Genomic DNA, 19,074 nt, shown 5'->3' on the forward strand with positions numbered 1-19,074 from the left:
CGTAAAGAGATCCCCACGCGACTCGCGCGAGGGCTTCCCGATCTCGCTAGTATACGCGCCCTCAGCGGCCACCTGCAGGCCCAACCCGTCAAGGCAGCGCCGGGAAACTTCGACACAAATTGTTCAAGTGGCACGAAAGGCACTAAGATTCATTATCGTGCAGAACGATAGCCCTGTCCCGAGCGTCTCGTCCAACGCTCGGCCATGGCGGTCCGAGACTTTCCGGCACCTCCTCGACAGCTGGAATTTTTCTTACATTCCGACACGTTGCGATAAATGTCGAGAACGTCGCTCCAACCAACCCGAAACAAACTTCGGTGATGAGTGGATATGCTAACGCATCATTATGCAGGCGAGATGTACGGATGGACGGGCTAGGACCAAGAATCAAACAACTTCGACTCCAGGCCGGATTGAGCAAAGCCGCGTTGGCGCGCCGGGTCGGTGTTTCCGACGTCACGATCTCCTACTGGGAATCCGGCACCATCAAACAGATCGGCCACGCGCGCCTGGTCGCCCTCACCTCTGCGCTCGACTGCTCGATTCGGCAATTGCTCGACGACGACTCCCTCAACGCCCTGGCAGTGGATGCCCCGACCAAGCCGCAAGGGCTACTGGCGTTGCGCTCACGCGTCTGTGCGCCCTGGGAAGCCGCCTCCAGCAGCGCCGACCTCGATGCCGAGCTGTCGACTGCGCAACTGCTGACCAGCGACTGTTTCATGGTCACACCCGCCGAGGGTGAGACCTTCGACTTTCTCTATGAGGGTGATCTGGCAGCGGTGCTTCCGAGCGAACGCTTCCAGCAGGACGGGCTCTATCTGATCGAACGCGAGGGTCGCCTGCAGATCCAGTATCTGGAGCGCCTCACCTCAGGACGCATCCGTGTCAGCGGCGAGCAGCTCCAGAGCGTCAGCGTAGAGAACATGCGCACCCCGCCGTTTCGCGTCGTAGGCTACCTACGCGCCCGCTGGAGCCGCCAATGAGCCGCGGCGATCGTCACCTGTCCCAACGTTAGAATCTCGGGGCGCGTTAGCCCTACCCCAGCTACTGTCATGCCATTCGAGACATCCGTTCGATGTCTCGTCACATATCTCCTCTCGCCCGACCAGCAGCTATCCTGACATACAAGACCAAAGTCGCATCCCGGCATGCTTTCCCGTTAGACTCCTAACGGCACTCTGAGCCATTCCGATGAGGAGACGAACAATGGATATGTTCACCCTGACACAGACGAGCGATCGTTGGATTGCCTGCTGCCGCGCCTGTGGCCATGAACAGGCGCTACCGGAAACCAGCGCTATCGAGCTATCCGCCGAGGGTGTCGCCATTCAGTGCGAACGCTGCCCCAGCCAGGAACCCTGCGTTTACCCCACCGAGAACGCCGCCGCACCGATCGACTGACGTGCCGCCAAGGTTCCGAGACGCCCCCGTGCCAACGTGCCGGGGCGTCTGCCGTTCAGGCTTCATTCGAGGCGCGACGCGGCTCCTGCCAGCGCGCCAGCGCATAGATGAGAAGACCTCCCAGCGCCATGACTGCGCCAACAATGCCGGTGGAGGTCCAGCCATAGCCCGCGGTGATCGCCAGGCCGCCGAGCCAGGGGCCGAGCGCATTGGCCACGTTGAAAGCGGCGTGATTGGAGGCCGCGGCCAGGGTCTGGGCATCTTTGGCCACGTCCATCAGCCGAATCTGCAGCGGCGGCGACAGCGCCACCATACCGCCGACCGCCAACACCGCCAGCCATACTGTCCATACCGAATGGGCCGCCAGCGGGAACAGCAGCAGGATGATCGCGCTGAACCCCAGTATCCAACCCACCGAGCGGAACTGCAGGCGGTCGAACAGCCAGCCGCCGGCCATGTTGCCGAGGATCGCCCCCACGCCGAACGCCGCCAGGATCACCGGCACCCAGTGATCTTCCAGGCCAGTGACCTGGATCAGCGTCGGCGCCAGATAGCTGAACACGCAGAACATGCCGGCAAAGCCGATCGCGCCGATGCCCAGCGTCAGCCAGACCTGACGGCGGCGCAGCGCGGTCAGCTCGCGCAACGGGCTGTTGCGCACCTCATCGCGGTTGAACGGCAGGTAGATGAAGACCAGCACCACCGTGACCAGGCCGATCGCGCCCACCAAGCCGAAGGCGTAGCGCCAGCTAAGCAACTGCCCCAGCCAGGTCGCCAGCGGGTTGCCGATCAGCATGGCGGTGGTGATACCGAGCATCACCCGACTGACCGCCTTGGCACGCTTGTGCGGCGGCACCATCGACGCCGCCACTAGCGCGGCGACCCCGAAGTAGGCTCCATGGGGCAGCCCCGAAATGAAACGGAATAGCATCAGCGAGGCGTAGCCGGGGGCCAAGGCACTGGCGAAGTTGCCGATGGCGAAGAACGCCATCAGCAACAACAACAGGTGGCGCCGATAGAGATAGGCGCCGAAGACCGCGATCAGCGGCGCGCCCACGACCACGCCCAGCGCATAGGCGCTGATCAGGTGGCCGACCTGGGTCTCGCCGACGCCGAGCGCCTGGGCGACGTTCGGCATCAGCCCCATGATGGCGAATTCACCGGTACCGATCGCAAAACCTCCCACGGCCAGCGCCAGCTCGATGAGTATCGCGACGCGGGCATCGGGACGCCCGTTCGTGGCTGCGTTCATAGCGCCCTCTTAATACTTTCGTCTAATAACGGAGATCGCGCCATTATCCCTGCTCCCCGAGACCTTGAGAACCGCTGACGCATGTCAATTTCCCACGTGTGGGCGATTTACCGTCACGCAGGCAACGCAGCAAAGCCCCCCTGGGAACTTTTCACGCCCCCCGGACTCATAACAGGCATGAGATTCCTGCGATGGGATCTCTAGCTTACTGTTAGCGATCGTTGGTCGCCGCGCTCACTGCGCGGCGACTTTTTTTGTGGTCATTTTTTGTGGCCACTGTCCCTGGCGCCCTCCCCTCGGGCCGTCGGCGGAACCGACGTCAAAAACCGCTCCCGGTGTTTTTGTGTCTTCGACACGCGCTTGCGCACCTTCGACCTCTCTGCCGCCCACCCGTCCTGGGGGTCGGTGGCGTGGCGCTGGGGCAGGCCGCGGCGAACGTGATAGACTGCGGCTCTGGTCGCAGGTCTTGGTCATTCCGCCGCCGGGAGCGTCCTCGTGCAGCTTTTCTTTATCGTCTTCGCCGTCTGTCTACTGGTGAGCCTGGGCACCGTGGCCGCGCTGATGCTGTCGCGCACGCCGCGCTATCGTACCGGCGCCGAGGATCTGATCGCCCTGTTCGATGCCGTGCTCGACAACCGCGCCGATCAGGCCCGCTGGGACAGCGTCATCGGCTACCCCATCCGCCACGATGCCTATCTGGAGAGCCTGCGCCGTCGCTGCCAGCATTTGATGGAAGCCCATGGTCGGCCCTGGCAGGTGGCACAAGGCGGGTCGCTGTTCTCGCGTCGGGGGCGAGAAGAACTGAGTGCGCTGCGCGCCCATCTCGCCGCCCACCAGGCCCTGAATCAGGGCGAGTACTCGGCGTGAGCCGGCGGAGCGCAGCATGACCGACACTATCCGTCTGGCGCCGCTGGACAACGCGATCCAGCACCATCACCACGACTACCATCAGATCGTGATCGGGCTCTCCGGCTATGCCGAATTCGAGGTCGGTGGCCACGGCGGCGTGGTGGCCCCGCTGTCGGGCTGCCTGGTGCCGGCCAATGTCGAGCACTACTACGAAGGCATCGGCGACAACCGTCAGCTGATCATCGACCTTCCCGACGACGCCGCCTCGCTCACCGGCAGCCAGCGCGAGCTGCGGCGGCTGTTCGATCGCCCCGGCTACTTCAGCCTCGACGAGTCGTTGCAGCACTTCGTCCAGTTCCTGCTCCACGAGATGGCGCGCCCGCAGCACGCCCCGGGCGATCTGCTGATCACCACCCTGTTGAGCTCCCTCGACGCGCGGCGTGATCCGGCCGAGTCGGTCTCTTCGCGCCTGGCGCGCCCCCTCGACGTGGCGCGTCTGGAACGTTTCGTGCATGCCCATCTCGACCGCCGCATCAGCGTCGCCGAGCTGGCACGGGTCGCCTGTCTCAGCGAGGCACACTTCAGCGAGCGTTTCCGCCAGCAGACCGGCCTCTCACCCTACCAGTTCGTCATGCGCCAACGCCTGGAAGCGGCGCGCCACCTGGTCACTAGCTCGGACACGCCGCTGTCGGAGATCGCCGAACGCACCGGGTTCGCCAATCAGAGCGGTCTGAGCCACGCCTTCCGTCGTCACTTCGGCTATCCGCCGATCACGCTGCGCCGTCAGACTTTGGTCTAACTTTGGTGCCGGCGACGTAGCCGACGACCGCCTCGAGGGTTCGCCACCCCGGATTTGTGACAAATCTCTCCTTGGAATTGGCAAGTCGCCGCGCTCTGTTTCACGCTAGAGTCACCCACCATCCTTCCCTCCGTGCCGGAGACGCTCGTCTGGTGACAGGCGATCACACGTCCCGCCGATGTCCATTCAGGGGTTGAACAATGTTAAAAGCCGATCAGATGTTGAAGCCCGAAACGTGGCAGACCTCGCTCGATGAGCTGTTCGCGCGGATCAGCGAACACTATATCGTCGCCGAGGACACCTACGTCGCGGAACTGGTCACCCTGCTGGGGGCCGATCAGGCCGAGTTCAAGCGCATCGGCGACAAGACCGCCGAGCTGGTACATGACGTGCGCGAGATGGACACGGCGGTCGACTCGATCGACGAGCTGCTGCAGCAGTACAGTCTCGACACCCAGGAGGGCGTGCTGCTGATGTGTCTGGCCGAGGCGCTGCTGCGCGTGCCCGACAAGGCAACCGCCGATGCGCTGATCGAAGACAAGCTCGGGGTCGCGGACTGGAAGCGCTATGTCGGCCAGAGCGAGTCGTGGTTCGTCAACGCCTCCACCTGGGGCTTGCTGATGACCGGCAACGTGATCCAGCTCGACAAGCCCCGAGACGGCAAGCCGGCCAACTTCATCAATCGCATGGTCAATCGCATGGGCGAGCCGGTGATCCGCAGCGCCATGTACCAGGCGATGAAGATCATGGGCCAGCAGTTCGTCCTCGGGCGCACCATCGATGAAGCCCTGAAGCGCTCCAAGCCCCTGTTCAACAAGGGCTACACCTACTCCTACGACATGCTCGGCGAAGCCGCGCGCACGCGTGACGACGCCAAGCGCTACTTCGACGACTATGCCGCGGCGATCCGCCAGGTGGGCGAGACCAGCCGCCGCCTGGACGCCAAGACCCCGGCGCCTTCGGTTTCGATCAAACTCTCGGCGCTGCATCCGCGCTATGAGTTCGGCCGCCGCACCCAGGTGCTCGAGGAGCTGGTGGGTACGGTCAAGCAGCTGGTCGAGATGGCCCGCGAGCGGCAGGTGGCACTGACCATCGATGCCGAGGAGGTAGACCGCCTGGAGCTCTCGCTGGAGGTCTTCCGCGCGGTCTTCGAAAGCGACGTCTGTCGCGGCTGGGGCCACTTCGGCCTGGTCGTGCAGGCCTACTCCAAGCGCTGCCTCACGGTGCTCCACTACGTCAACCGGCTGGCCGACCAGCAGGGCGACGAGATCCCGCTGCGGCTGGTCAAGGGCGCCTACTGGGATACCGAGATCAAGGAGTCGCAGAAACTCGGCGTGGCCGGCTATCCGGTCTATACGCGTAAGGCCTGCACCGACGTGGCCTACCTCGCCTGCGCCAAGTTCCTGCTCTCCGAGAACACCCGCGGGCGGATCTTCCCGCAGTTCGCAACGCACAACGCCCACACCATCACGCATATTCTGGAGCTGGCCAACGAGGCCGATCGCGCGTTCGAGTTCCAGCGCCTGCATGGCATGGGCGAGGCGCTCTACGAGGCGGCGCTCAAGCGCGCCCCGCAGGGTACCTACTGCCGCATCTACGCCCCGGTCGGCGCGCACAAGGATCTGCTGCCGTATCTGGTACGCCGGCTGCTGGAGAACGGTGCCAACTCCTCATTCGTGCACCAGCTGGTCGACCCGCGCGTGCCGGTGGAGTCGCTGTGTGTCCACCCGGTCGCCACCCTGGCGCACTACGACACCTATGCCAACCCGCGCATCGCCCTGCCCCAGGACATTTATGGCCCGGCCCGCAAGAACTCCAAAGGCGTCAACTTGAACATCAATAGTGAGTACCAGCCGCTGATCGCGCGCATGCAAGAGTTCATGGAGCGCGACTACCACGCCAAACCGCTGCTCGGGGTCGAGGTCAGCGCTGACGAGTCCCAGCGCCAGCGCGTCACCAGCCCGTTCGATCGGCGCCAGGTGGTGGGCAGCGTGCAGTGGGCAACCCGCGACCAGGCCGAGCAGGCGGTGGAGATCGCCTGGCAGGCCTTCCCGCGCTGGAGCGAGACGCCGGTCGACGAGCGTGCAGCGATCCTCGAGCGTCACGCCGACCTGATGGAGACGCACCTGGCGGAGCTGATGACGCTGTGCTCGCGTGAAGGCGGCAAGCTGCTCACCGACGGCGTCGACGAGATTCGCGAAGCGGTCGACTTCTGCCGCTACTATGCCGCCCGCGCCCGCGAGCTGTTCGCCGAACCCACCAGTCTGCCCGGACCGACCGGCGAGTCCAACGAACTGATGCTCGGCGGCAAGGGCGTGTTCGCGGCGATCAGCCCGTGGAACTTCCCGGTGGCGATCTTCACCGGGCAGCTGGTGGCGGCCGCTGTCGCCGGCAATACCGTGGTGGCCAAGCCGGCGGAGCAGACTTCGCTGGTCGCCAACCGCGTGATCGAGCTGCTGTATGAGGCCGGCATGCCGCGTGACGTGGTTCAACTGCTGCCGGGCGATGGCCCCACCGTGGGTAGCGTGCTGAGCAGCGATCCGCGCATCACCGGCGTGGTCTTCACCGGCTCCACCGGTACCGCGCAGATCATCAACCGCGCCCTGGCGGCGCGCGACAATGCGCCCCTGCCCACGCTGATCGCCGAGACCGGCGGCATGAATGCGATGATCGTCGACTCCACCGCGCTGCCCGAGCAGGTGGTGGCGGACGTCGTCCACTCCGCCTTCCAGAGCGCCGGTCAGCGCTGCTCGGCGCTGCGCGTGCTCTATCTGCAGGATGACATCGCCGATCGCGTGATCGAGATCCTGCGCGGGGCGATGGCGGAGCTGCGTATCGGCGACCCGCGCGATCTGGGCACCGACGTCGGCCCGGTGATCGACGAAGAGGCCCGCGAGGGGCTGCTCGCCCATGTCGAGAAGATGAAGGCCGAGGGTCGCCTGCTGGCCGAGGCAGAGCTCGATCCGGCACACACCGAACACGGTACCTTCGTCGCACCGATGGCGTTCGCCATCGACGGCATCGCATCGATGGAGAGCGAGCAGTTCGGCCCGCTGCTGCACATCGCCCGCTACCCTGCCGACAAGCTCGATGCGGTGATCGATGCCATCAACGCCAAGGGCTTCGGTCTGACCTTCGGCGTCCACAGCCGCAACGAGAGCTTCACCGACTATGTCGCCAGCCGCATCCGTGTCGGCAACGTCTACGTCAACCGTGACATCATCGGCGCGGTGGTCGGGGTGCAGCCGTTCGGCGGCCAGGGCTTCTCCGGTACCGGCCCCAAGGCCGGCGGCCCGCACTACCTGCTGCGCTTCGCCACCGAGAAGACACGTACCATCAATACCGCGGCGCTGGGCGGCAATGCCTCGCTGCTGGCCATGGGCGACGACTGAACTCGGCGCTCCGGGTGACCATCCGAGAAGGAAATCACGCATGATCGACCACACTCGGCCGTCCCCGATAACAACAGCAACCGATATACTCCCCCCGCGATGCGCGCGGGCGGGAGGCGTGCTCACCCGAGGACGTCGCCGCGTGCCTGCCGATGCGACGGCGTCCGAAGTGAAAATCGCTGATGTGCCGGAGCCGCGCTCCGGCCTGGCGCCCGTCGATCGAGGAAGCCGATGCAAGTCGCGTCGGCTTCCTCGATCGATCTCTACCCCCTCCAGCCTAATAACTACGTAACAGGAGACGCTTCTATGGCTATCGGTGTCTGGATCAGCCTGTGTGCCTACTTCGTGCTCATGATCGCCATTGGCCTCTACGCCATGCGCACGTCCACTGCCACTTCCGAAGACTATATGCTCGGAGGACGTACCCTGAGCCCGCAGGTCGCCGCGCTCTCGGCCGGCGCCTCGGACATGAGCGGCTGGTTGCTGCTGGGCCTGCCCGGGGCGATGTTCATCTCCGGTCTCGCCTCGGCATGGATCGGCATCGGCCTGTTCGTCGGGGCCTTCTTCAACTGGCTGCTGGTGGCACCCAGGCTGCGCGAGCAGACCGTACACTACGGCAACGCCATCACCATCCCGGCGTTTCTGGCCAACCGCTTCCCGACCCGCGCGCTGTCGCTGCGCACGGTCTCGGCCATCGTCATCGTGGTGTTCTTCTCGGTCTACACCGCTTCGGGCCTGGTGGCCGGCGGCAAGCTGTTCGAGAGCGCCTTTGCCGGCGTCATCGACATCGGCGGGCTGAGCGACTATGCCACCGGCGTGATCCTCACCCTCGGGGTGGTGCTGGTCTATACCGTGGTCGGCGGGTTCCTGGCGGTGAGCATGACCGACTTCGTCCAGGGCTGTATCATGATGCTGGCGCTGGTGATCATGCCCGCGGTGGTGCTGTTCGGTGAGGGCGGTGGCGGCTTCAGCCAGGCTCAGCAAACGCTCAACCAGGTCGATCCCACGCTGCTCTCCTGGACCGACGGGCTGACCATCGTCGGCTGGCTCTCCGCGGTGACCTGGGGCCTGGGCTACTTCGGCCAGCCGCACATCATCGTGCGCTTCATGGCGATCCGCTCGGTCAAGGACGTGCCCACGGCGCGTAACATCGGCATGAGCTGGATGTTCATCTCGCTGGTCGGCGCGATCTCGGTCGGCATCTTCGGCCGCGCCTATGCGATCCGCAACGGCCTCGACGTGCAGGACCCGGAGACGATCTTCATCATCCTCTCCAACCTGCTGTTCCATCCGCTGATCACCGGTTTCCTCTACGCGGCGCTGCTGGCGGCGATCATGAGCACCATCTCCAGCCAGCTGCTGGTGGCCTCCTCGTCGCTCACCGAGGACTTCTACCGGTTGTTCCTGCGCAAGGAGGCGAGCGAGAAGGAGACCGTCACCATCGGCCGCCTGAGCGTAGTCGCGGTGGGCGTGGTGGCAGCGATCATCGCCTCCAACCCCGACTCCCAGGTGCTGGGGCTGGTCAGTAACGCCTGGGCCGGCTTCGGTGCCGCCTTCGGCCCGCTGATCCTGCTGTCGCTGATGTGGTCGCGGACCAACGGCGCCGGCGCCATCGCCGGCATGGTGGTGGGCGCGGTGACGGTGATCGTGTGGATCGCGCTGGGCTTCAGCAGCTCGTTCCTGGGCGGCCCCGGCGTCTACGAGATCATCCCCGGCTTCATCGCCTCCTTCCTCGCCATCGTAGTGGTCAGCCGTATGACCAGCGACGCCGGCGAGTATCGTCAGATCACGCGCTAAGCGTGCTCGACCATCAAGACCAAGGGCTCCTGCGGGAGCCCTTTTTCGTGCCCGCGCACCGACGTCCTACCACACCTGGAGAAGCGCCCTGACGAGACGCTGGCATAACGTCTACACAGCAACTAGGTTTACCTCAGGGTTAGGCGCAGAACATGCGTGTGGCCCCGGTCCGGTCAACAAGAAAACACTGTTTCAAAATTTTACTGGACTTATAGAACAGCGTTTCCTATCATCCCCATCGTTGTCTCATAGAATGTGAAAGCCGGTAACACGGCTGCATGATGTAAAGAAAGGAGTCCTTGATCATGACCAAGACCAAACTGTTCTCTGCCATGGTTGTTGCCGGCGCTTGCGCATTCGGAACCCAGGCTGCATTCGCTTACGGTGCCGGTGATTTCTTCGCCCGTGCCGGCGTCGCCAAGACCGACGTCGACACCGGCTACGCCGATCGCGACACCGGCGCCTACCTGGGTCTGGGCTACATGTTCCATGACAAGCTGGGCGTAGAGCTGAGCTCCATGACCGAAACCAAGGTCCACGCCGAAGGCGGCACCTTCAAGCAGGTTCCGGTCAACCTGATGGCGCAGTACTACCCGCTGGGTGGCATGGATTCCCGCGTGCAGCCGTACGCAGGTGTCGGCGTCAACTACACCACGTTCTCCAGCGAAAGCGGCGTGGGTAGCGTCGATGACTCCTGGGGCGCCACGGGTGAACTGGGTGTCGACCTGAACGTTACCCAGAACTTCGGCTTCAACGCCTTCGCCCAGTACACCGACGTCAACGCCGACATCAGCGGCGGCCGCGACATCGACCTCGACCCGGTTACCGTGGGTGCCGGCGCGATGCTGCGCTTCTAAGCGTCATCAGAAAGACAAAACCGGGCCAATGGCCCGGTTTTTTTATGCCTGCTCGTCTTGCAGGCTCACGGGATGAGCGCCACCCGCAGGCAGCGCGACGCACCCGGCGTCACCCCTCGGTGACGAGCCGGTCCACTCGCTGCAGCGCCTCGACGACCACCGTCTTGTGCGGCCCCGAGACATCCTTCAGCCATACTTCCAGTGCCGGTGCCACCTCGCACTTGGCGGGTAGCGGCGCGCGCGCGTCCACCAGCGCTTGCAGTCGCGCCACGAACACGTAGCGCAGCCACTGGGGCAGCGTCATGCTATCGACGCAGAACGGCTGCTGACTCTCGAAGGCGTCCGCCGGCGGCGCTGACACCTCCCACAGCTCGGCCTCGTCCAGTGCACTTTCCAGCTGGCGCAGCGCCTGCGCCAGCGCATCATGTGAAGTCATTCAGGCTCCTTGCTTGCCGGGTCCGGGACGGTTCGCCGTCGGCGTCCGGGCGCCGCTGCGATGGCGAACCTGTCGCGCGCTACGGCGGTACCGCCCCCGGTATCTTTGCGCGCCCATTGTGACCCATTCGGGTTGCTCACAGATACCTTGAAAGAGGCTGTGGATAAACCCTGAACAGATCGCCCTTGGCGGCTCGCCATGAGATATCGCGCGGCATGCTCAATTTTTGTCCAGCCTCTGTTCACTCCCGAGCAGGCGCGTTACAGTGCGCGCCTCTCTTCACTGGCTAGCGACGATCGATGCAGACGCTGAGCGACTTTTTCGCCCAGAGCGGCGCCGAAGTGGCGCTTGCGAGCCTGGGCCGGCGCGTGGCGCCGTTGACCCGCGACACCTTCGAAGCCTTCGAGCGCGAGCGCCAGGCCTGGCCCCTGCCGTGGAATGCCCAGGCGCAGTTCGCCTGCGCCCTGCGCTGGCCGGCGGCGGGTAATGATCCGGTGGTCTGGTTCCTGGCTCTGCCGCTGGACGAGCAGGGCATGCTCAGCCCGGCGTCACGGGATGCTTTTCTCGAGCGCCTGCTGCTGACCCTGGGCGCCAGCGGCGAGACCTTGGACACCTCGGCGCCGGATAACCTGATGCAGGACAATCCGGTGGCGCTGGAGCCGGAGTTGCATCAGCGCGCCCTGCTCCACGCGAGGCTGTCGCGCCACTTTGCGCAGCCGCCCTCGCCCCAGCGTGAGCTGGCCGCACGCTATCTGGCCGGCGACGCCGAGGTGCACTGGCAGTTACTCGGGCTACAGGGGCTGGCGGACTGGGTCGTCGACCCCGATCCGGCGACCTGCGCCGCCCTCGCCCCGCGGCTGGCACAGCTACCGCGAGAGGTGCTGATCCCGCTGTGCTATCTGATGGAGCACGGCGACCTGCCCACGTCCCTGCACGCGCCGCTGACCGGCTGCCTGGAGCAGGCCCAAGCAGACCAGGATCTGGAGCGCTACTGCGCACTGCTGCGGGCCCTGCTGGGCAGTCACGATGCCACGGTGAGCGCCTGGCTGGGGCAGTGGCTCGAACGCGACGAGCTGATGGCGGCCGACTGTCTGGTCGCGGTGGCGGCACGTGGCTGGCACCACCTGGAGGATGAGGGTCGGCTGGGGAGATTCCTCGAGCGCCTGGCGGCGAACGAGCAGCTTCACTTTCGTCGTGTGGTGCGCGATCTGGCATTGATCCCACGCCTGAGACTGCCAATATTGATGATGTTGCGCCAGGCACCGCGGGACTCTGCCCTCGGCCGGCGCGTTGCAGAGTGGAACGTCTGAGCTCATGAAAGCACTGCCCTACCAGGCCAAGGCGGTGATCGGACGCCGCGAGATGGTCGCGCTGCCCGATCTCGACCTGACCCTTTGCTGCAAGGCGGATACCGGCGCCCGCACCTCGGCGCTGCACGCCGAGCTGATCGAACCGTTCGAGGAGCACGGGCACCCCTGGGTGCGCTTCGTCACTCGCACCAGTGGCCATGCCACGCCGCCGCACGAGTGCCTGCAGCCGCTGCATGACCGACGCAAGGTCAGAAGCTCCAACGGCCAGGAGGAGTGGCGCTACGTGATTCGTACGCGGCTGGTGCTGGGTAACCTGGACTTCCCCATCGAACTCACCCTGACCGACCGCAGCGACATGCGTCATCCCATGCTGCTGGGACGGCGCGCGATGCGGCGACTGCTGGTCGCCCCCGGTGCCGCTTTTTCTGCACGGCGAGCCCTGACTCGCCGGATCGTTCACTCTGGAGCCCTCGCTCATGCACATCGGCATCCTGTCCCGCAATCGCAATCTCTATTCGACGCGCCGTCTAATCGAGGCCGCCGAGACGCGGGGCCACACGGTCAGGGTCATCGATACCCTGCGCTGCTACATGAACATCGCCTCGCACCGCCCCTCGATCCACTACAAGGGGCAGGAATTGGAGACCTTCGACGCCATCGTGCCGCGGATCGGCGCCTCGGTGACCTTCTACGGCTGCGCCGTGCTGCGTCAGTTCGAGATGATGAGCACCTACGTGCTCAACGACTCGGTGTCGATCACCCGCTCGCGGGACAAGCTGCGCTCGCTGCAGTTGCTCTCGCGCAAGGGCCTGGGGCTACCGGTGACCGGATTCGCCCACTCGCCGGATGACATCCCCGACCTGATCACCATGGTCAAGGGCGCACCGCTGGTGATCAAGCTGCTGGAGGGCACCCAGGGCATCGGCGTGGTGCTGGCCGAAACCAACCAGGCGGCAGAGTCGGTGATCCAGGCCTTCATGGGCATGAAGGCCAATATCATGGTGCAGGAGTACATCAAGGAGGCCAAGGGCGCCGATATCCGCTGCTTCGTGATCGGCGACAAGGTGGTGGCGGCGATGAAACGCCAGGCCGCCGATGGTGAGTTCCGCTCCAATCTGCATCGCGGCGGTACCGCCAGCGTCATTCGTATCACCCCCGAGGAGCGCTCCACCGCGATCCGCGCAGCCAAGGCGATGGGCCTGCGCGTGGCCGGGGTCGACCTGCTGCGCTCCAATCACGGGCCGGTGATCATGGAGGTCAACTCCTCGCCCGGGCTCCAGGGCATCGAGACGGCCACCGCGAAAGATATTGCCGGGCAGATCATCGAGCATCTGGAGAAGAACGCCGCAACGCCGCGCAAGGCGCCGCCCAAACCCAATGGCTGACGCGTGAATCTCAACAAATAGCCGGAAAACCTAAAAATTTATCCCCGCAGGGGTAGAAAAACAGTGTTTCCGGCCGCACAATTTGTGTCACCTCAGGAGGTGACCGCACATGTTTCTCGACAATCGCCAGGTGGCGATGGACAGCGTCTTGGAGGCGCTGGCCGACAGTCTCGACTATTTTCAGGACAACCTCGATCGCCTGCGCCCGGCGCTGCGCAATGCCCTGAAACCCCATTACGAGGAACGTGGTGCGGCGATGCGCGAGCTGCAGGATCTGGTTCGCGAACACCTCGCCATGCTGCCCCGCGACGCCGACGTCGAGCGCGACGACTACCTGTGGCTGTGGAGTCGCATCAAGAGCTTCGTCGGCAACGACAGCGCGGTGCTGCTGGGTGAGCTGCTGGAACAGGAGCGCGTGCTGATGCAGGCGCTGGGCAACGCCTTCACCCACCCCCTGCCGGACCCGCTGGAGCCCGCACTGGAGCGCTGCTGGAAGAATTGCCGCGCGCTGATTCGCGAGATCACCAAGCTGCAGCAGCGCCAGCGCTGAACTTTGGGTCGCCGCCATCGGTGGCGGCTCTCAGCGTCGGCCTACCGCCCTCCCCAACGTTCTGAAGCACCCCAACGGTCTGAAGCACCCCAACTGTCTGAAGCATCAGCAGGACCTGTCACTATCAGCAAGACCTACACGCGGCCCAGACCTCCTCGGCCACAGTCGATACGCTGATGTGCTTCATCGCCCTACCGCGCTTCTGTCATCCCGCCAACGCGGTCGCCCCGCGGTCACGGCGATAGCTGGATCGGTTCCAGCGGGCCAAGAAAGTAGGGCTCGCGCCCCCATAGATAGAGATCGCCGAAGGTCGCCGCCCGCGCCAGCCACTCACGCAGCCTGAGCTGCCACTCGCCGGCGATTCCCTCGTCGGGCACCGCGCAGCCGGTGGCTTCGAGCCCCAATGCATCGGCGATGAACAGTGCCCGCGGCAGATGCCACGCCTGCGAGATCAGCATCAGACGCTTGGCCCCGAAGACCTCCTTGGCCCGTACCACGCTATCGAAGGTGCTGAACCCGGCGTAGTCGAGGGTCATGTGCGTGTCCTCGACGTTACGGTGGCGCAGCGAGCGCCACATGCTCACCGGCTCGTTGTAGTAGCGGGTGCGGTTGTCGCCGGAGAGCAGCAGATGCTGCACGCGATTGAGGCGTAAAAGCTCCGCGGCGGTCTCCATGCGTGCCCGATAGTAGGGGTTGGGCCCACCCGCGCGCAGCCATTGGGCGGTACCGAAGACCAGCCCCACCGGCTGCGCTCGGCACAGCAGCACGTCGTGCTCGATCCGCGGCTGGGTCTGGTGGAGCACCCACAGATTGATCGCGACGACACCGAGAACGAGCAGCAAGAGCCCGGCCAGCAGCGTCTTGAGCAGGCCCTTCAGTAACCGCAGCATAGCGCGCCGCGGCCGCATAGATAGCGAGGCGACCGTCGGCGGTCGCCTCGATGAGGGGAAAGACAGGGTCGGAAACAGCAGGCTAAGCGGCGAGAGTCGGTGTCGATCTGCATCTTGCGTTCGTCTTGCGGTCGTTGCCTTGTGGGAAAGCCGGCACGTCTGCGCGACGCGGCGCCACCCTCGCACGCTCAAGGTCCAATCGTGGTGCCCGCGCCAGGCCGGTTCAGAACATGCCCAGTTCCAGGCGCGCCTCTTCGCTCATCATCTCACGGCTCCAGGGGGGATCAAACACGATTTCCACGTGCACCTTGGAGAACTGCGGCGCGCCCAGAATCTTGCGCCGGGCATCCTCGGCGATCACGTCACCCATGCCGCAGCCGGGTGCGGTCAGGGTCATGCGGATGGTCACCATGCGCTCGCCGCTGAGCAGGCGCTCGATACGACAGCCATAAACCAGCCCCAGCTCGACGATATTGACCGGGATCTCGGGATCGAAGCAAGTGCGCAGCTGCTCCCACACGAAGGCTTCCATCTCCTCCTCGGAAGCCGCCGGGTCGAGCGTCGGCCGCGGTGTCGGCGTCAGCCCCAGGGCATCGAGGTCCTGGCCCTCGATCAGATAGAGCCGCCCCTCGTAGGAGACGCTGACCGAACTTCCCTTGGCCTGCATCACCGCAACCACGCTGTCCTCGGGCAGCGTGATGGTCTTGCCGAAGGGGATCGAGATCACCTCGACATCGCGCTGCAGGGGCATCTCCTGCCCCTTGTAGAGCCCGTGCTTCGCATCCATCGCCATCAGCGCAGCATCCCCAGCACCCGCTCGAGCGCCTCGACGAAGGCATCGACCTCTTCCGGCGTGTTGTACACCGCCAGCGAGGCGCGGCAGGTTGCCTCGACCCCGAAGTGCTGCAGCAGCGGCTGGGCGCAGTGGTGGCCGGTGCGGATCGCCACGCCCAGTTGATCGATCAGCAGACCGATATCCTGGGCGTGGGCGCCATCGACGACGAACGAGATCACGCTCGCCTTGTCCGGCGCGGTGCCGATGATCCGCAGCCCATCGATGCCCTCGAGCTTGTGCGTGGCGTGCTCGAGCAGCCACTGCTCCCAGGCCGCCAGGCGCTCGATGCCGATGCCGTCGACCCAGTCGAGCGCAGCGCCCAGCGCCACCGCCTCGGCCACCGCCGGGGTTCCCGCCTCGAAGCGATGGGGGATGGTGGCGAACTCGGTGCCACGGTCGAAGGAGACCCGCGAGATCATCTCGCCGCCGCCCTGCCACGGCGGCATCGCCTCCAGCAGCGACGCCCGAGCATAGAGCGCACCGATACCCATGGGGCCGTAGACCTTGTGCCCGGAGAAGGCGTAGAAATCGACATCCAGTGCCTGCACGTCGACCCGCTGGTGCGGCAGCGCCTGGGCGCCGTCGACCAGGATCAAGGCGCCGTGGGCATGGGCGTCGCGGGCCATCTCGGCCACCGGGTTGATCGTACCCAGGGCGTTGGAGACATGGTTGACGCACACCAGCCGGGTGCGCTCGCCGAGCAGATCACGGTAGGCGGCGAGGTCGAGCACGCCGCGCTCGTCCACCGGGATCACCCGCACCACGATCCCCAGCGCCTGCGCCAGCAGCTGCCAAGGCACGATATTGGAGTGGTGCTCCATCAACGACACCAGCACCTCGTCACCCGGCTGGAGGTTGGCCCGCCCCCAGCTGTTGGCGACCAGATTGATCGCTTCGGTGGTACCGCGGGTGAACACGATCTCGCGCGGCTCGAAGGCGTTGAGGTGCGTCTGGATCCGCGCCCGTGCGCCCTCGTAGGCGGCGGTCGCCTCGTCGGCCAGGGTATGCAGCCCGCGGTGGATATTGGCGTTGTAGCGGCGATAGTAGTCGCTCAGGCTCTCGATCACCGCCGTGGGCGTCTGGCTGGTCGCCGCGTTGTCGAGATAGATCAGCGGCTTGCCGTGAACTTCCCGCTCCAGGATGGGGAAGTCACGGCGCACCGCGGCCAGATCCAGGGTCAAATCGGTGATCGCGGTCATCAAGCCTCCTGTACCGCCTCGGCGGTCTCGACCAGATCGGCCAGGTTGAAGCGTTCCGGCAGGCGCCCGGCCACCGCGCGCTCGACGCGCTCGGCGATCTCGCTGAGCTTGACCTGTTCCATCACCTCGCCGGCGAAGGCCAGGGTCAGCAGGCCCCGCGCCATCGCCGCATCGATACCGCGGGTGCGCAGCGCATAGACCGCGTCTTCGTCGAGCTGACCGGTGGTGGCACCGTGGGAGCACTTGACGTCGTCGGCATAGATCACCAGCTCCGGCTTGGTATCGATCTCGGCGCGGTCCGACAGCAGCAAATTGGCGTTGTTCTGGTACGCCTCGATCTGCTGGGCGTCCTTCTTGACGTAGACCTTGCCGTTGAACACGCCGTGGGAGCGGTCGTCGAGGATGCCCTTGTAGCTCTCGTTGGAGAAGGTGCGCGGCGCGTTGTGGTTGACCAGCGTGTGGTTGTCGACGTGCTGACGCCCCTGCAGGAAGAACAGCCCGTAGTAGGCCGCCTCGGCACCCTCGGCGTTGAGATCGGTGACCAGATCGGTACGTACCAGGCTCCCGCCCAGATTGAGATTGAACGAGTTGAAGCGGCTGTCGCGACCCTGATCGGCATGGATGCTGGCCACGTGCAGGTCGCCGGAAGCGGCCTCCTGCAGCTTGTAGTGATTGACGATGGCAGCGCGTTCGAGCAGCACCTCGGTCACCACGTTGGTGAAGTTGGCCGCGCCCTCCTCGCCGGTGTAGTGCTCGATCACCGTTGCTTCGCTGCGCGCGCCGGCCTCGATCAGCACCCGCGGGTGGCTCATTACCGCCTGCGCGTTGGCGCGCGAGACCAGCACCACGTAGATCGGCTTGTCGACCACCGTACCCGGCGCCAGGCGCACCACCGCACCTTCGTCGGCGAAGGCGGTGTTGAGCGCAGTGAAGGCGGAGAAGTCGACCCCGGCCAGCCGCCCCAGGCTGCCACCGACCTGCTCATGATTGCTCTCCAGCGCCTGCGACAGCGGCGTCACGCTGACGCCGGCGGGCAGCGCGTCGAGCGACGACAGCTCGGCGTTGAAACGGCCGTCGACCAATACCAGGCGGTGAGCGTCGAGTTCGAGGGCGCAGACGGCCAGGCGCTCGGGCGAGAACTCGGCATCCGCGGCCAGGGCGAAATCACCGTCGGCGATGCTGCGCACGTCGGTGTACTTCCACGCCTCGTTGCGCCGGGTCGGGAAGCCGACCGCCGCGAAGCGCGCCGCGCCGGCCTGGCGCCGCGCCGCCACCCAGCTCGGATCGTTCTCGCGACGCGCGTTCAGACGCTCGAGAAAGCGTTCCGGTGCATTCATGCGACGGACTCCTCCAGTACCCAGTCGTAACCCCGCGATTCGAGCTCGAGCGCCAGGCTCTTGTCACCGCTCTTGACGATACGGCCGTCGACCAGCACGTGGACCCGGTCCGGCTCGATGTGGTTGAGCAGGCGCTGGTAGTGGGTCACCAGCAGGATCGCGCGATCGGCGCTGCGCAGCGAGTTGACGCCCTTGGCGACGACCTTCATGGCGTCGATGTCCAGCCCCGAGTCGATCTCGTCGAGCATCGCCAGCTTGGGCTGCAGCACCAGCATCTGCAGGATCTCGTTGCGCTTCTTCTCACCACCCGAGAAGCCTTCGTTGACCGCGCGCTGCAGGAAGCTGGTGTCCATCTGCATTTCGGCGCTCTTCTCGCGCACCAGCTTCATGAACTCCGGTGCCGGAATCTCGCCCTCGCCACGCGCTTCACGCGCGGCGTTGAGCGCGGCCTTGAGCAGATAGATGTTCTTCACCCCGGGAATCTCGATCGGGTACTGGAAACCCAGCAGCAGGCCGGCACGGGCGCGCTCCTCGATCTCCATCTCGAGCACGTCCTGACCTTCGAACAGGATGCTGCCCTGGGTGACTTCGTAGCCATCCTTGCCGGCGATGACCGCAGACAGGGTGGATTTGCCGGCACCATTGGGACCCATGATGGCGTGAACTTCGCCGGGCTGGACCGTCAGGTTGAGGCCCTTGAGGATGGCCTTGTCTTCGACCGTGACGTGAAGATCCTTGACTTCGAGCATGAAAAAACCCTTGAAACGATGAGCGCCGCCGCGCGG

At 65.2% G+C, this 19,074-nt stretch carries 17 protein-coding genes and 1 pseudogene; 11 read left to right on the top strand and 7 right to left on the bottom strand.

Annotated features, from left to right (window positions below):
• Positions 1 to 428 precede the first annotated feature (428 nt).
• Together QO259_RS11660 and QO259_RS11665 are read left to right on the top strand one after the other, a co-directional pair.
• On the top strand, positions 429 to 983 hold the full coding sequence (locus tag QO259_RS11660; RefSeq protein ID WP_233076491.1) for a helix-turn-helix domain-containing protein: 555 nt from the start codon (positions 429 to 431) through the stop codon (positions 981 to 983).
• A 223-nt stretch (positions 984 to 1,206) separates the two neighbouring features.
• Positions 1,207 to 1,401 (top strand): hypothetical protein, encoded by a 195-nt coding sequence (locus tag QO259_RS11665; RefSeq protein WP_207031050.1) that lies wholly within the window; start codon positions 1,207 to 1,209, stop codon positions 1,399 to 1,401.
• A gap of 55 nt (positions 1,402 to 1,456) precedes the next feature.
• Here QO259_RS11665 and QO259_RS11670 read toward each other — a convergent pair whose 3' ends face one another.
• Positions 1,457 to 2,653 carry an MFS transporter gene (locus QO259_RS11670; RefSeq protein ID WP_207031052.1) on the bottom strand — a complete coding sequence of 399 codons (1,197 nt, stop codon included), beginning with the start codon at positions 2,651 to 2,653 and terminating at the stop codon, positions 1,457 to 1,459.
• 495 nt (positions 2,654 to 3,148) lie between these two features.
• Here QO259_RS11670 and QO259_RS11675 point away from each other — a divergent pair, with 495 nt between their 5' ends.
• The 5 genes from QO259_RS11675 (at position 3,149) to QO259_RS11695 (ending at position 10,347) form a co-directional block, all read left to right on the top strand.
• A complete protein-coding gene (locus QO259_RS11675) occupies positions 3,149 to 3,520 on the top strand; it encodes a hypothetical protein (protein WP_285950095.1) in 372 nt (123 codons plus the stop codon).
• 16 nt (positions 3,521 to 3,536) lie between these two features.
• A complete protein-coding gene (locus QO259_RS11680; RefSeq protein ID WP_285950096.1) occupies positions 3,537 to 4,301 on the top strand; it encodes an AraC family transcriptional regulator in 765 nt (254 codons plus the stop codon).
• Positions 4,302 to 4,501: 200 nt separating this feature from the next.
• The gene (putA, locus tag QO259_RS11685; RefSeq protein ID WP_207031059.1) at positions 4,502 to 7,693 is read left to right on the top strand and encodes a bifunctional proline dehydrogenase/L-glutamate gamma-semialdehyde dehydrogenase PutA; all 3,192 of its coding nucleotides are present in this window, start codon (positions 4,502 to 4,504) and stop codon (positions 7,691 to 7,693) included.
• Positions 7,694 to 7,999: 306 nt separating this feature from the next.
• Positions 8,000 to 9,490, top strand: a complete 1,491-nt coding sequence (putP, locus tag QO259_RS11690) for a sodium/proline symporter PutP (protein ID WP_035470644.1) — start codon at positions 8,000 to 8,002, stop codon at positions 9,488 to 9,490.
• Positions 9,491 to 9,795: 305 nt separating this feature from the next.
• Positions 9,796 to 10,347: an OmpW/AlkL family protein gene (locus QO259_RS11695; RefSeq protein ID WP_207031061.1), complete on the top strand. Its 552-nt coding sequence runs from the start codon at positions 9,796 to 9,798 to the stop codon at positions 10,345 to 10,347.
• Between the two features lie 109 nt (positions 10,348 to 10,456).
• On the opposite strand, the gene QO259_RS11700 is transcribed toward QO259_RS11695, so the two are convergent.
• A complete protein-coding gene (locus tag QO259_RS11700) occupies positions 10,457 to 10,783 on the bottom strand; it encodes a YqcC family protein (RefSeq protein ID WP_207031063.1) in 327 nt (108 codons plus the stop codon).
• A 299-nt stretch (positions 10,784 to 11,082) separates the two neighbouring features.
• Here QO259_RS11700 and QO259_RS11705 point away from each other — a divergent pair, with 299 nt between their 5' ends.
• The 4 genes and pseudogenes from QO259_RS11705 to QO259_RS11720 all read left to right on the top strand — a co-directional run bounded on the left by QO259_RS11705 (position 11,083) and on the right by QO259_RS11720 (position 14,028).
• Positions 11,083 to 12,093 (top strand): DUF3549 family protein, encoded by a 1,011-nt coding sequence (locus QO259_RS11705; RefSeq protein WP_285950097.1) that lies wholly within the window; start codon positions 11,083 to 11,085, stop codon positions 12,091 to 12,093.
• A gap of 4 nt (positions 12,094 to 12,097) precedes the next feature.
• A pseudogene (locus QO259_RS11710) lies at positions 12,098 to 12,536 on the top strand (ATP-dependent zinc protease family protein).
• 33 nt (positions 12,537 to 12,569) lie between these two features.
• Positions 12,570 to 13,478 carry a 30S ribosomal protein S6--L-glutamate ligase gene (gene rimK, locus QO259_RS11715; protein WP_207031067.1) on the top strand — a complete coding sequence of 303 codons (909 nt, stop codon included), beginning with the start codon at positions 12,570 to 12,572 and terminating at the stop codon, positions 13,476 to 13,478.
• A gap of 109 nt (positions 13,479 to 13,587) precedes the next feature.
• Complete coding sequence (locus tag QO259_RS11720; RefSeq protein ID WP_035470638.1) at positions 13,588 to 14,028, top strand: hypothetical protein; 441 nt, start codon at positions 13,588 to 13,590, stop codon at positions 14,026 to 14,028.
• Between the two features lie 233 nt (positions 14,029 to 14,261).
• Here the strand turns inward: QO259_RS11720 and QO259_RS11725 are convergent, their stop codons facing one another.
• The 5 genes from QO259_RS11725 to sufC form a co-directional block, all read right to left on the bottom strand.
• On the bottom strand, positions 14,262 to 14,918 hold the full coding sequence (locus tag QO259_RS11725; RefSeq protein WP_233076493.1) for a SanA/YdcF family protein: 657 nt from the start codon (positions 14,916 to 14,918) through the stop codon (positions 14,262 to 14,264).
• 223 nt (positions 14,919 to 15,141) lie between these two features.
• Entirely contained in the window at positions 15,142 to 15,705 is a 564-nt protein-coding gene (sufT, locus tag QO259_RS11730) for a putative Fe-S cluster assembly protein SufT (protein WP_370635761.1), read from the bottom strand.
• Positions 15,706 to 15,710: 5 nt separating this feature from the next.
• Entirely contained in the window at positions 15,711 to 16,952 is a 1,242-nt protein-coding gene (locus tag QO259_RS11735; RefSeq protein WP_285950098.1) for a cysteine desulfurase, read from the bottom strand.
• A complete protein-coding gene (gene sufD, locus QO259_RS11740) occupies positions 16,952 to 18,289 on the bottom strand; it encodes a Fe-S cluster assembly protein SufD (protein ID WP_285950099.1) in 1,338 nt (445 codons plus the stop codon). The genes QO259_RS11735 and sufD overlap by 1 nt, the downstream gene beginning before the upstream one ends.
• Complete coding sequence (gene sufC, locus QO259_RS11745) at positions 18,286 to 19,038, bottom strand: Fe-S cluster assembly ATPase SufC (RefSeq protein WP_035470632.1); 753 nt, start codon at positions 19,036 to 19,038, stop codon at positions 18,286 to 18,288. Before sufC ends, sufD begins: the two co-directional genes overlap by 4 nt.
• Positions 19,039 to 19,074: the final 36 nt, after the last annotated feature.

Origin of the sequence: Salinicola sp. JS01 (genome assembly GCF_030284585.1) — a bacterium.
GTDB lineage: Bacteria > Pseudomonadota > Gammaproteobacteria > Pseudomonadales > Halomonadaceae > Salinicola.